Annotated in this window: 10 protein-coding genes; 2 read left to right on the forward strand and 8 right to left on the reverse strand. The window is 50.7% G+C overall.

All coding sequences use genetic code 11. From position 1 onward, the window contains the following. Positions 1 to 22 precede the first annotated feature (22 nt). Positions 23 to 715, forward strand: coding sequence for a DUF6962 family protein (locus ABD852_RS08195; protein WP_345027781.1), 693 nt, complete (start codon positions 23 to 25; stop codon positions 713 to 715). Positions 716 to 754: 39 nt separating this feature from the next. Here the strand turns inward: ABD852_RS08195 and ABD852_RS08200 are convergent, their stop codons facing one another. The 8 genes from ABD852_RS08200 to recQ all read right to left on the reverse strand — a co-directional run bounded on the left by ABD852_RS08200 (position 755) and on the right by recQ (position 12,670). Then, positions 755 to 2,686: a M1 family metallopeptidase gene (locus tag ABD852_RS08200; RefSeq protein WP_425568788.1), complete on the reverse strand. Its 1,932-nt coding sequence runs from the start codon at positions 2,684 to 2,686 to the stop codon at positions 755 to 757. Between the two features lie 162 nt (positions 2,687 to 2,848). After that, on the reverse strand, positions 2,849 to 3,370 hold the full coding sequence (locus tag ABD852_RS08205; RefSeq protein WP_345027784.1) for a DUF421 domain-containing protein: 522 nt from the start codon (positions 3,368 to 3,370) through the stop codon (positions 2,849 to 2,851). 42 nt (positions 3,371 to 3,412) lie between these two features. Next, a complete protein-coding gene (locus ABD852_RS08210) occupies positions 3,413 to 4,981 on the reverse strand; it encodes a serine hydrolase domain-containing protein (RefSeq protein WP_345027785.1) in 1,569 nt (522 codons plus the stop codon). 515 nt (positions 4,982 to 5,496) lie between these two features. Continuing rightward, positions 5,497 to 6,696, reverse strand: a complete 1,200-nt coding sequence (lhgO, locus tag ABD852_RS08215; protein WP_345027786.1) for an L-2-hydroxyglutarate oxidase — start codon at positions 6,694 to 6,696, stop codon at positions 5,497 to 5,499. A gap of 29 nt (positions 6,697 to 6,725) precedes the next feature. Then, positions 6,726 to 7,916 (reverse strand): anhydro-N-acetylmuramic acid kinase, encoded by a 1,191-nt coding sequence (locus tag ABD852_RS08220; RefSeq protein WP_345027789.1) that lies wholly within the window; start codon positions 7,914 to 7,916, stop codon positions 6,726 to 6,728. Then, a complete protein-coding gene (locus ABD852_RS08225) occupies positions 7,913 to 9,094 on the reverse strand; it encodes a PSP1 domain-containing protein (RefSeq protein ID WP_345027790.1) in 1,182 nt (393 codons plus the stop codon). The genes ABD852_RS08220 and ABD852_RS08225 overlap by 4 nt, the downstream gene beginning before the upstream one ends. Before the next feature lie 20 nt (positions 9,095 to 9,114). After that, positions 9,115 to 10,404, reverse strand: coding sequence for a phosphoribosylamine--glycine ligase (purD, locus tag ABD852_RS08230; protein WP_345027793.1), 1,290 nt, complete (start codon positions 10,402 to 10,404; stop codon positions 9,115 to 9,117). A 55-nt stretch (positions 10,405 to 10,459) separates the two neighbouring features. Next, a complete protein-coding gene (gene recQ, locus ABD852_RS08235; protein WP_345027796.1) occupies positions 10,460 to 12,670 on the reverse strand; it encodes a DNA helicase RecQ in 2,211 nt (736 codons plus the stop codon). A 92-nt stretch (positions 12,671 to 12,762) separates the two neighbouring features. Between recQ and ABD852_RS08240 the strand changes: the two genes are divergently transcribed. Continuing rightward, positions 12,763 to 13,749 (forward strand): KpsF/GutQ family sugar-phosphate isomerase, encoded by a 987-nt coding sequence (locus ABD852_RS08240; RefSeq protein WP_345027797.1) that lies wholly within the window; start codon positions 12,763 to 12,765, stop codon positions 13,747 to 13,749. Positions 13,750 to 13,755: the final 6 nt, after the last annotated feature.

Consider the following 13,755-nt stretch of genomic DNA (forward strand, 5'->3'; position numbering starts at 1 on the left):
AACCTGACTTACCTTGCCTGCATTGCAATCCTTTCAAGAACTGCACCGTGTAAACTTGTTTGGCTATATCATCCAGGAGCCGTCTACTGTGCTCTCGAGCCTTATGATGACGGGCGTATGCGTCGCCGCATGCAAACGCTCGATGCCTTTCCGGCGTCAGCGCATTGCTTTTCTCACGATTTTTTTCCTGGTATTTATGGGATTGGCCACGGCCTTTGGCGGACTGATGGGGCACGGTTTTCTGCACAAAACCGGCATGGCCGGGAAACTGCCAGGCTGGATTTTCGGTGTGATTTCGCTCGCTTTTTATGAGCGGGGTGTGATCTACAGGCTGGAAGGCCTGGTGCCGCAAAAGCAACTTTCGAGACTGCTGGTTATCAACTTGACTGGTGTTACGGCTTTTGTCCTGATGATCTTTTACTTCCGGCATTTTATGGTCTCCCAATATCATGCCATGTACAGTCTTCTGTTGCTTATCGGGACAATGGAGTTTTACATTTACAGAAAGACGAGAAACCCGGGAAGTCCTTATGTTTTCTATGCCATCTTGATGGCTGCCCTGGCCGGGGCTGTACACTTGTCGGGCCTGGGCCTGGGGGTTTGGTGCCAGGCTAACGATATCAGCCATATCCCGATGGCCGCCTGCATCTGGTTGTTGTACCTGGCAATGGAAAAAGGAGGTTTTGAAAGCGCCTCAACCGCGGGGACTTTTTGAGTTTTGACCTGCCCGCAACGAGCAGGCAGGTCAAAAGTACTAATTTGCGGTTGGAGCCGCGTATTTCAGAGGCTTCCACGTATTGTTTCTCGGATCAACGTCCGGAAGCTGCTTGTCGGGGTCAACGGTGACACTCTTCAGCGGCAGGCGGGTCCCGGCTTTAAATGACCAGCGGTTACCCCGCTGCCATACCTCTACCGGCAGGTTTACCCTTGTTTTTTTTCCGTCTGATTCTTCAATCTCGATAGTGACCGGCATCGCCCACTGTTCGTAGTTTTCTATGGTGATCACTGAGCCCTTTTCCGGGTCCTGTTCAATATAGCTGACTTCTTTTACACCCTGGTCGAGTTTGTAATTCTCGAAGAACCAGCCCTTCCAGAACCAGCCCAGCTTTTCACCTGAAGCGTCTTCCATGGACCGGAAAAAATCATAAGGCGTCGGGTGTTTGAAAGCCCAGCGACGGGTATACTCTCTGAAAGCGTAGTCGAACCGGTCTTTGCCGAGTACAATTTCCCGCAGCATCTTCAGGCCGATAGCCGGTTTATAGTAGGCTTCCCAGCCGAGGTTATTGGTTTGGATGACATCGGGAATAGTCATAATCGGATCGGCATAATCACGGAAGATAGAGGGTGCCAGGCGGTGCAGGTCATCGAACCGCCCGTTACGGTATTCGCCGTTATTGAAATTTTCGGTAGCCAGGAAATTGATAAAGGTGTTGAGGCCTTCGTCCATCCAGGCGTATTTCCTTTCGTTGGAGCCGACGATCATCGGGAACCAGTTGTGCCCGAATTCATGGTCAGTTACGCCCCATAGCCGGTCGGTCTTTGCCGAATAATTGCAGAATACAATTCCAGGGTATTCCATACCGCCTACCAGACCGGCTACATTGGTAGCTACCGGGTAGGTATAGGGCATTACATATTGAGAATAGAATTCGATGGAACCTTTTACATATTCGGTCGACCGTCCCCAGGCATTATCGCCTGCAGACTCCTCGGGGTAAACGGATTGTGCCAGCGCCGTCCTGTCACCCGCTATGTTCATTTTAGCCGCATCCCAGATAAAGGCTTTAGAAGTTGCCCAGGCGATATCCCGTGCTTCTTTGCAGCGGAATTTCCAGGTCAGCATACCGCTTTGTTTGGGGCGGGACGCAGGGTCCTTTACTTCCTCAGCAGTCCGGATAAACACCGTAGCGTCACTTTTGGAAGCCTTGGCCAGGCGGTCAATCTGTTCCCTGGTCAGTACTTCAGCGGGGTTTATCAGCTCGCCGGATCCGGCCACGATATGATCCCAGGGCACCGTAACGGCATATTCGAAATCTCCGTATTCGAGATAGAATTCTCCGGCGCCGAGGTAGGGCATAACGTTCCATCCTTCGATGTCATCGTATACGTACATACGCGGGTACCATTGTGCCACTTCGAAGATGGTCCCGTTTTTGGTATCAAGAATACCGGTACGGTCAGATCCGTAATCGGGAATAGTATAGGAAAATCCTATTTTCACTTTAATAACGTCACCTTTGGGTAGGACCGGGTGGTCGAGGCGTATCTGGAGACGGGTGTCGTCCACAATGTACCGGGCTGCCTGCCATTTCCCTTTGCCTTGCTGCACGCTTACTTCGCTGAGCGTATTGCCGCCATTGAAATCAACGTTTCCAAAACGTCCGCCGGTGATCGGGGTCGTCTTACCTCCTTTTGAAGCGGTGTTGAAAGAATTCTGGTCCAGTTGGAGCCAGAGGTGCCGTAGCTCTTCAGGGCTGTTGTTTTTATAGGTGATCTCAACCGTACCATTGAGCATTTTTTTGTTTTCATCGAGCGTTACATCGATCTTGTAATCCGCGCGGTTTTGCCAGTAAGCAGCCCCCGGTGTACCGCTGGCAGCGCGGAACTCATTTCCCGGCTGGGAATTATAGAGGGGGTGAAAGAGCGTGTGGGGGTCATATTTACTCTTAACAGGCGCCTGCCCCATTGCTGAAAAAGCACAGCTTAGCCAGACGAAAGTCAGAGAAAAAATGTTTTTAAAGTTTGGAATGAACATGCTTTTTTGAAGTTGATGGATAAGGGTTGAAGATACAGCAAATCGCTTACTTTATAAAATTTTTATATAATTGTAACCGGCCGAATCGGCCTCTTAATTGTCGAGTGTACCCAGGGTTTTGTGGGAGTGTTTGCGTTTGAACTGGGTATGTTTCAGGGTCCCGGAACCTGAGATGATGCTGATATTACCGTCAGATTCAAGCATTCCCAGCTTTACATCGGCATAGCGTTCTACACCATGCTCTCTCATTGCTTCCTGGAGCTCTTCGTTGGTAATGCTTAACCTGCTTAGCATGTCAAAATCCAGTTTCCCGTTATGAATCAGGATTTCGGGCTTTTCGTTAAGAAGCCTGCGGAATTTTTCATTTTTAAACAACCATTTTTTCAGCAGGTAGTTAAGGAGAAACAGGGCTGCGGCTGCTATTAATCCACCGGCCAGGCTGGTATCCGTCCCGACCATTGCATTCTGAACGGAATTGCTGATCAGCAGGATAAGCACCACGTCGGCAGTATTGAGTTGTGAGAGTTCTTTTTTCCCGGTAAGCCGAATTGCCAGCAGCATGAACAGATACACGGCTACGCTTCTGCCGATTATATCGAAATAAAGGAGGTTCACGAACAGGTTGGTTATAAGTTGATTTTTAGGAAGCTGCGGAAGTTACAACTGTTTCCTCCCTTTCAGGGTTGCATAGGGTTTCGGGTCGTTGCCCAGGAGCGAAATGCTCTGCGTAAATTCGGCAACGACTTCATCCTCCTTTTTCAGGGTAAGGCGAAGGAGCATATAATGTGCCGTATCGACAAACCGGCAGATAATTTCGAAGTTTCGGTCATCTTTCCATGAAGCCGATGCACTGGTGTACAGCGGCGGATTACCGGGAATGGCCGTTGGAATGAGCTTCAGCCATTCGATGGGAAAGGTAGTTTCTCCTCCTTTCCACCCGTTTAGACCGAAACTGATGTTGTGCTTTCCCTTTTTGTCCGTTATCGACAGTACGCCGTCCTTTTTTGAGAGATCGATCTTTAGCCTGCTGATGCCAAGGGTATTTGGTGCGACTGAAAAGCCGGCCCCCTTCAGGTGTGCGGCAGAAATTGCTTCCTGATTACCTTTGGGAAGCGGCAGGGCAAGAGCGGCCAGCTTTCTCTGAAGCGCTTCATTGCTGCCGGCCTTTTGTCCGGGTTGAAGCAAGTATTTCCAGGCCTGGTTGAGTATGTTCTGCATATCGCCTGTTTCGCTGGTGATTGCAATTACCATCTGGTGTTCCGGCATGACGATGCAGTACTGTCCGTAAGCCCCGTCTCCGCGGTAGGCGTTGTGACGGCAACGCCAGAACTGGTACCCATAGCCTTGAAGCCAGTCGTTGCCGGGCCTGTCTTCTTCTTTGCCGGGTTGTATGATATGGGCTGTGGTAGCTTCTTTCACCCAGGCAGCGGGCAATATGGTTTTCCCGTCCCACACGCCTTCCTGCAGGTAAAGTTGGCCGAACCTCGCAATGTCTTCCGTTTTCAGCCGCAACCCCCATCCTCCGGCTTCGGTACCGGTCGGGTCGGTCTCCCAATCGAAATCGGTGATATGAAGCGGATCAAAAAGGCGCGGTTTAAGGTAGGCAGTCAGTGTTTGTCCTGTAACCTTCTCTAAAATGGCCGAAAGCATGTAAGTTGCTCCGCTGTTATATACAAAGTGGGTTCCAGGCTGATGGGTTACCGGTTGCGCAAGGAAGGCCTTCACCCAGTCATTATTACCCGGTTCCCTGAATTGTCCGGTGGTGTCTTTAGCATGTCCGGTACTCATTGAAAGCAGGTGCCTGATACGCATATCCGCGAGGTTAGGGCTTATTTCCGCGGGAAGCTTGCCAGGGAAAAAGGAGATGACTTTGTCATCGGTATGGAGTTCCCCTTCGCCGACTGCCAGACCTATGGCGGTGGAAGTGAAGCTTTTGCTCAGTGAATAAAGCGTATGTTTGTATTCCGGCGCATAAGGAGCCCACCACCCTTCGGTAATGACATGCCCGTTCTTAAGGATCATGAGGCTGTGCAGGTTGTGCGTGTCGACCGCCTCGACAAAGTCAAGGATAGAGCGCGACGCGAACCCCTGCCTTTCCGGTGAGCTGCGCGGCATCGCCCCTTTTTTCAGCACAACGGTTTCGCGGCCGTAAAGCCGGGTCAGCATACCCAATTGAAGTGCCCCCAGGGTTGCCTGTGTCAGGAATGTACGCCTGTCAGTTTTCATTGCTCAGAAGGTTTGTTGTTCCCTAATAAGGTGGTCGACCACTCCGATTTACCGGGTTTGTCTCAATTAATTTTGTACCGGACCAGGGGGGATTTTCGGCAGCCGTTTTACGGAAGCCAGGTGCCCAATGCATCCCATGCCGCCATGCATTATAATGATTGTTCCTTTAATCTGGTAAGATCTTTTTTGCAAAACCCCGCAGCGAAACCGGATACCCGTTGTCTGGAACGTATAGAAAAAATAAAGTTTGCTACCGGGGATTTGGCCGGGAGCTTGGAAAAAGTTATAAAAAAATAGTTTAATAAAAAGTACGCGTGCAAAACAATGAATGAACATGCTGAACATTCTATTAATAAGCGTGGCGTTGCTGGGGTTTTTACCGTTTTTTATCTTCCTGTATAAGAGAAGAAGGAACGACCGGATTGTCACCAACGGGCAAAGAGCGGAAGCGGTGGTGTATGATATTATACCGGGAGTTTATGGCCGCAATGGCTTACGCACACACCTCCGGATACTCAAAGCCTTGTCAGCGCCTTTTCCGCAACCGTTTTTCCGATTGAAAGCGAAGACGTTGCCGCCGGTGACGGCGCGTTGCATATGTTGATAGCCGTTTTATTTTCTATGATAGCAAAATCGTCAAGGAGACCGCCGTCATAGGAGCAGGCCTGGGCACGAACACCCGCACCTCCCGGTACAAGGTCTTCTTCCACGATTTCGGGAATTAGCGCCTGTAATGCAGTTGTAAATGCGGCTTTCGACAATGAGCGGTACATTTCGCCGAGCCCGGTACGCCAGTATTTACCCACCACTTTCCGGAAGCCGGGCCAGGCGAAGCTCTCATAAACTTCCTTGATATTAATGTCACTCATTTTATAGCCTTCCCGCCTGAAGGCGAAAACTGCATTGGGACCGGCCTCCACCCCGCCGCCGATCATCCGCGTGAAGTGCACGCCCAGGAATGGGAAGTTGGGGTCGGGGACGGGGTAGATCAGGTTTTTGACAAGGTGCTCGCGTTGCGGCTTTATCTGGTAATACTCACCCCGGAAGGGGATAATCCTGACCTTTACCGGGTCGTGTTGTGTAAGCTGTGCTACCTTATCGGAATAGAGACCTGCGCAGTTCACTACCAACCGGGTCGGGTAGGCCTGGCCTCCTTCGGTTATTACTTCGGTTTGCCCTTCACCGTGACGGATAGCGGTGACTTTCCGGTTAAACGCAATTCCCCCGCCTAACGAACGAATTTTATCAGCATATCGCCTGCTTACTTCCGAATAGTCGATGATACCTGTGTAAGGAACCCAGATCCCCTCCAAACCTTTGACGTGGGGCTCTATCTCTTTCAGTTCGCCTTCACTGATTTTACGGTTCTGTGTAAGACCGTTCTGCATTCCGCGGTCATACAGTTTCCGGAGCTGCGGGAGTTGGTCGGCGGTGGTGGCTACCACAATTTTCCCGCACAGTTCGTGCGGGATTTCCTCTTCCCGGCAAAAATCGAGCAGCATCTCATAGCCCCTTATACAGTTGGTGGCTTTAAGACTTCCCGGCGCATAGTAAAGCCCGGAGTGTATAACGCCGCTGTTATGCCCGGTCTGGTGGGCTGCTACACGGTCTTCCTTTTCCAGGATGGTTACTTTTGCGCCTGGTTTTTTCAGCAGGATGTGATAGCCGGTCGCGAGTCCTACGATTCCACCTCCTATGATGACGATATCTTGCATTTTTTTAATATACCAATTCTGGGTTGTTTTTATCCGGGCAGGGAAATTTTGCCAAGGCCAATGCCGAATTCTGGGCTGCCCGGCGCCGGATTCGGCGCAGCGACTGCTTCATTGGCCAATACGGCGAAAAGTACGGCTTCCTTGGCGTCGCCGGGCACACCGAGGTCGCTCATGGGCTTTAACGGAATGTCACCAAGTTTTTCTGCAATTGTGGCGACAAGGTGGGGGTTGTTGGCGCCGCCCCCGCTTACATATACCACGGTTTTGCCATGCCCGTCAATGCATTTCAGAATAGCTTCCGTGGCAGTGACAGCAGTTAACTCTGCCAGCGTAGCCATGAGGTCTGCCGGGGCAATATCGGTAGTCCCGGTTTGCTCCCGGGCCGCCTGCACGTAACTGGCGTTGAAGACTTCCGGACCGGTGCTTTTCGGGAAAGGCTGTCCGAAAAAGGGATTGGTCAGCAAACTTGATAAAAGCTGCGGGTTTACGCTGCCGCTGGTAGCCAGCGTTCCATCCGGATCAAAAGGCTGGCCCAGGCAGGTTTGCGCAAGGCCGTCCATGAGGGTGTTGCCCGGACCCGTATCGGTTGTGAAAACGGGCTCAGGCCGGCTGCCATCCGGAAGAAACGTGAAATTTGCGATGCCTCCCAGATTCAGCAGGATTCTGTTTTCGGTCGCGCTGCTGAATAGTAAATAGTCGCCGTATACGGCCAGTGGCGCGCCTTCACCGCCGGCGGCGATATGCTTTTGCCTGAAATCACTGAGGGTAATGATCCCGGTCTGTACGGCAATGTGATCGCCGTCGCCGATCTGTAAAGTCGCATTGGGATATTGTCCCCACCCGTGCTGCGCCTGTGGAGCATGAAAAACGGTTTGCCCGTGGCTGGCAATGAGGTCTATCTCGTCAGGCAATATGCCCCATTCGGCGAGCGCCGCGTTTATCAGGCTCGCGTGTAGCCGTCCAATAAACGGGTTTAGTACGCACATAAGCTGGAAATCGACATGCGGCTTTGCAAAGACCTTGCGGATTTCAGCTTTTATATTTTCTTCGTAGGGGACGGTGGTAAACCTTTCCAGCTCCAGCCTCGTCCCCGGCCCGGATCCGCTGATGCGGCACAAGGCGATGTCAAGGCCATCCAGTGAGGTACCCGACATCAGCCCCAAAATGGTCCGGCTATCCTTCCCGGCTATTTTACACAGCTTTCGGACACAGGGGTTCATTCTGCCGATTTTTTCTCTTTAGCAGCCGCAGCAGCCTTTTGCCTGTCTGGATTTCGCTTTTTCTTTTTCTTTTTCTTCTGATCCTGGTTGTACTTTTTATCAAGCCCTACCAGGTCGGCATTGAGGTTTTCTGTACGCTTTTCTCCCTTCTTGACGGGGACAGGCGGCTCGAGGACCTCCAGCGATTCAGGAACGATCCCCTTTTTATTCATCTCCATGATTTTGATCACGTCGGGAATGGCAACAGGGTACCAGTTGGCTTCCTGGCTAAAACCAAACCACATGATTTTCCTGAAAATGTCGGTCTTTTGAAGCGAAGCTTCGCCTTTTTGCGTTTTCAGGGTGGACTCTACCTTCGGGATATCTTTCAGCGCATCCACGTAGGTCTCCAACTCATAGTTCAGGCAACACTTGAGCCTTCCGCATTGCCCTGATAGCTTGGAGGGGTTGAGCGACAGGTTCTGATAGCGGGCTGCAGAAGTTGAAATATTCTTGAAATCGTTAATCCAGGTAGAGCAGCACAATTCTCTACCGCAAGAGCCGATACCACCGAGACGGCCGGCTTCCTGCCTGAGACTGATTTGCCGCATTTCAACCCGTACGCGGAACTCATTGGCCAGCACCTTAATCAACTCGCGAAAATCGACCCGTTCTTCAGAGGAATAAAAGAATGTGGCTTTCGTATTGTCCGACTGGAACTCGACGTCCGACATTTTCATATTCAGCTTCAGCTCCCTGACGATCTCACGCGTGCGGTACATGGCCGGCAGGTCGCGCGCCAGCGATTGCGTATGCTTTTCCAGGTCTTTCTGACTTGCTTTGCGGAAGATATTCTTGATATCGTCGTTGACCGGTACCTGCTTCCGTTTCATCTGAAGCCTTACCAGGTCGCCCTGCAGGGATACTGAGCCGATGTGGTGGCCGTTGGTCATTTCGCAGACCACCATGTCACCGGTGTACAGGTCCAGGTGGTTGATATTGCGGAAATACTCTTTCCGGCCGCCTTTGAACCGAACCTCGACGATATTGAACCGCATTTGCTGCGGAATATCCATATCACTCAGCCAGTCAAAGGAATTCATTTTATTGCATCCGCCCGAGCTGCATCCTCCGCTGGCACATCCTGCTACTTTTCCACTGCTCGCGAAACCGCCCACGGCACATGAGGTACATCCCATAGTTCTGTATGTTTATTTGACTAATCCCGGTAGCGGATCAGGTCAATTCCAATGTCACTTCGATAATATTTCCCCTCAAAACGCAGCGTGTGCGCTGCTTTCTGAGACTTCATCACGGCGTTTTCGATTGAATTCGCCATACCGGTCACAGCCAGCACACGGCCGCCGGCGGTAACGATTTCTTCCTGCCCGTTAAATTGGGTACCGGCATGAAAAGTCATCACGTCCTCACATTTTTCCAGGTTTTCGATCACCTTGCCTTTTTCATAGGCTTCGGGGTAGCCGCCCGAAACCAGGACGGTAGTTACCGCAACCTGTGGCGAAATGGTCATTTCCACGTCTTCGATTGTCCCTTTGGAGGCTGCTATCAACAGCGGGACCAGGTCGGAATGGAGCCGGGGCAACACCACTTCCGTTTCGGGATCTCCCATGCGAACGTTGTATTCAATTACGTACGGCTCTCCTTTGACGTTCATCAGGCCAATAAAGATGAAACCTACGTATTTGATGCCTTCTTCCTGCAGGCCCGCCAGGGTGGGTTTTACTACTTTCTCCTCCACCTTGCGCATAAAGTCTTCATCGGCGAAGATCACAGGCGAAACAGCTCCCATCCCCCCGGTATTAAGGCCTGTATCGTTTTCTCCGATACGCTTGTAGTCTTTTGCTTCGGGAAGGATTTTGTATTTTTTTCCGTCGGTAAGTACAAAAACAGAGAGTTCGATACCTTTCAGGAACTGTTCGATCACTACCTTTTTGCCTGCATCGCCGAATTTGCGATCCATCAGCATTTCAACAAGCGTTCCTTCTGCCTGTTTTACTGTTTCGGCAATCACGACGCCTTTGCCGGCCGCAAGCCCGTCGGCCTTCAATACGATAGGGAGGGAGTGCTGCTGCAAGTACTCCAGCCCCTTGCTGAGGGTTTCAGGGGTAAAAGTCTGGGAAGCGGCGGTCGGTATTCCATGCTTCTGCATGAAATTTTTCGAAAAGTCCTTGCTTCCTTCCAACTGGGCGCCCATGGCATCGGGGCCGATCAGCTTCACATGCTTCAGCTCGGGTAATGATTTGATATAATCGACGATACCATTGACCAGAGGTTCTTCGGGGCCAATCAGGACTAGATCAATCCGGTGTTCCGTAATGGCTTTTGCTACCGCTTCGAAATCGTTGGCTGCGAAAGGCAGATTTCTGGCGATTTTCGCCGTTCCGGCGTTGCCGGGGGCGACGAACAGGTCGTCGCATAACGGGCTTTGTACAATTTTCCATGCGAATGCATGTTCTCTTCCCCCCGAACCTAAAATAAGTATATTCATTTAGTGTTAATTAACGAAATACAGGAGGATATCCCCTGTTTTAAAAGCATTGATTTTAATTGGCGAGTTCGGAGAGAAATTTGATGCGCATGAGCCTTAGCTCTTCTTCACTAATGTCTTCGCCGCTAAATTCTTTTAACGCATGTGCGATGTTATCAGTTTCAGCCGTGAGGAAATAGTCATAAATTTCATTCTGCTTGTCCTTGTCCATTACCTGGTTGATGTAATAGTCAAGATTCAGTTTGGTGCCGGAATAACAGATATGTTCTATCTCCTCGATCAGCTCATCCATTCCAATCCCTTTTGCCTCCGCAATCTCCTCCAGGTTAATTTTCCGGTCTACCTGCTGAATGATGTAAATCTTGATCTTTGATTTATTGACTGTTGACTTGATGACGACATCTTTTGCCGTTTCTATGTCATTTTCTTCAACATACGTGTTGATAAGCTCCAGGAAAGGCTTGCCGAACTTCTGTACTTTCCCCAGCCCCACACCGTTTATTTGTGCCATTTCCTGTTGGGAAGTGGGGTAGGTGGTCGACATTTCCTCAAGGGACGGGTCCTGGAAGATGACATACGGAGGGAGGTTTTTCTCCTTCGCCACCTTTTTCCTGAGCGCTTTCAGCATCCCGAGAAGGGTCTCATCGTAAGCGTGGGCGCTTGCTTCGCCCGAAACTTCTTTCTCCTGGACGTCGTTTTCGCCTTCGGCTTCGTAATCGTGGTCTTTGCTGATGGTAACCGGGTAAGGGTCATTCGAATACACGACTCCCTTTTCTGTCACCCGCAGCACGCCATAGTTGTCGAGGTCTTTTTCGAAGTAACCGAGGATTAACAATTGCCTGAAGAGAGAAGCCCAGAATTCAGGTGATTCGTTAAACTGGAGCCCTTTTCCGAATACATCCAGCTTGCTGTGCTCGTAACTTTTGATGTATTGGTTTTCCTGGCCGGTCAAAACACCGGCGAGATGTTCCGCGTCAAATCGCTGCCCGGTTTGCAGGGCGGCGTTAATGGCCAGGATGGCTTCATCCTGGACTTTTATCTTTTCGGTGGGCCGGATGCAGTTGTCGCAAAATCCGCAGTCCTTGTCCAGCACCTCCCCGAAATAGCTGAGCAGTTGTCTTCTCCGGCAAACGCCCTGCGTGACATAGCTCACCATTTCATTCAGCAGGTGCTTGGCATTGTCGCGTTCGGTTACCGTTTTGTCCTTATTAAACTTTTCCAGCTTCAGGATATCGTCGTAGCGATAGAACATGATGCAGTTTCCTTCCAGGCCGTCACGCCCTGCCCGTCCTGTTTCCTGGTAGTAGCCTTCCAGCGACTTGGGAACGTCGTAGTGGATCACGAAACGTACATCCGGCTTGTCGATCCCCATTCCGAAGGCAATCGTGGCTACAATTACATCCACTTCCTCGTTGAGGAACGCATCCTGGTTGTTCATCCGGACGCTGGCGTCAAGCCCGGCATGATAGGGAAGCGCCTTGATATCATTGACTTTCAGGAGCTCGGCGATCTCTTCCACTTTTTTGCGGCTGAGACAATAAATGATACCCGATTTTCCTTTGTGTGTCCGGATAATCTGGATCAATTGTTTCCGGGCGTCTTTTTTGGGACGTACTTCGTAATAAAGATTCTTGCGGTTGAAAGACGACTTGAAGGTCTCCACTTCTTCCATGTGGAGGTTTTTCCGGATATCAAGCTGTACTTTCGGCGTCGCTGTGGCGGTAAGCGCAATAATCGGAAGATCGCCCACGTTGTCGATGATGCCCCTGATGCGGCGGTACTCCGGCCTGAAGTCATGCCCCCATTCGGAGATACAGTGTGCTTCGTCGATGGCGACGAAGGCAATTTCTATTTTCTGAAGGAAATCCAGGTTCTCTTCCTTGTTAAGGGACTCGGGAGCGATATACAGGAGTTTCAGGGTGCCGTCGAGCGCATCTTTCTTCACCTTGTTCATCTCGCTTTTGCTCAACGTGGAATTCAGGAACTGGGCATTGATACCGAAAGCACTAAGTTGGTCGACCTGGTTTTTCATAAGCGCGATCAGCGGCGAAATAACAATCGCCATACCGCGGCTTACAACGGCCGGGAGTTGGTAGCAGAGGGATTTTCCGGCACCCGTCGGCATAATGACGAAGGTGTTTTTTCCCTTTAAGATGTTCTCAATAATTGGTTCTTGGTCGCCTCTGAATTGACTGAAACCAAAAACTTCTTTGAGCCTGGCTTTTAGGGATTCGCTGAGTACCGGTTGGTTTTCCTGTTCTATCATGTTTAATACTAAAAATGAGTCCTTTCAAAGTTCATATCTTTGCCATTAATTTCCATCAGGTCCTGTGTGTTTTCTTACAAAAAAACTTTAGTTTGAAATTAGTAAAAAAAATCAAATCAGTGGCAATGCGGGTCATTGTAGATGAAGCTGCAGCCATTTCCGGATTGGTTTCATGCCTGGACGATGATTTTGACCAGGCAATCGAAAAAATTCTACATGCCAAAGGGCGCCTCGTGGTGACCGGCATTGGTAAAAGCGCATTGATCGGCCAGAAAATGGTAGGTACTTTCAATTCTACCGGTACGCCCGCCATTTTTATGCATGCCGCTGACGCCATCCACGGTGATTTGGGTATGGTAGGAGCGGATGATGTGGTTCTGGCCATTTCAAAAAGCGGCAATACACCTGAAATCAAAGCTTTGGTCCCGTTTTTGAAGCGACTCCGGGTTCCGCTTCTCGGGATGGTCGGAAGCCGCTCGTCTTACCTGGCAACGCATGCCGATCATGTTATTTTTTCTTTTGTCCGGCAAGAAGCGGATGTCCACAATTTAATCCCGACGTCGAGCACTACCGCTGCCCTGGTGATGGGTGATGCCATGGCGCTGTGCCTTGCCGAGCTTCGCGATTTTACCCCCGAGAATTTCGCTGTTTTCCATCCGGGCGGAACCCTGGGCAAGCGCCTCCATTTGAAAGTGGCGGATATTTACCCTTCCAACCCGATCCCGGTTGTTCCGCTTCATGCGGGGCTGCGGGAGGTAATTGTGGAAATGACTTCCAAATGCCTTGGTGTTACCGCGGTTCTTGGCGGCGATGGCCTCCTCCAGGGAATTATTACAGACGGCGATTTGCGTAGAATGTTGACGCAGGGAGACACCGGCCAACTTTTTGAACTCCTGGCCTGCGATATCATGACCCGGAACCCGGTAACGGTTTCAGCGGAGACAGATGCCATTGCAGCGCTCGAACTGATGCAGTCGAAGAGTATTTCCCAACTTCTGGTAACGGAAGGAAAACTGTTGAAAGGCTTCGTTCACTTGCACGACCTGGTCAGGGAAGGCCTTGTTTCCGATGTACAATGACCGGTG

The organism is Ravibacter arvi, from assembly GCF_039540405.1.
Lineage (GTDB): Bacteria > Bacteroidota > Bacteroidia > Cytophagales > Spirosomataceae > Ravibacter > Ravibacter arvi.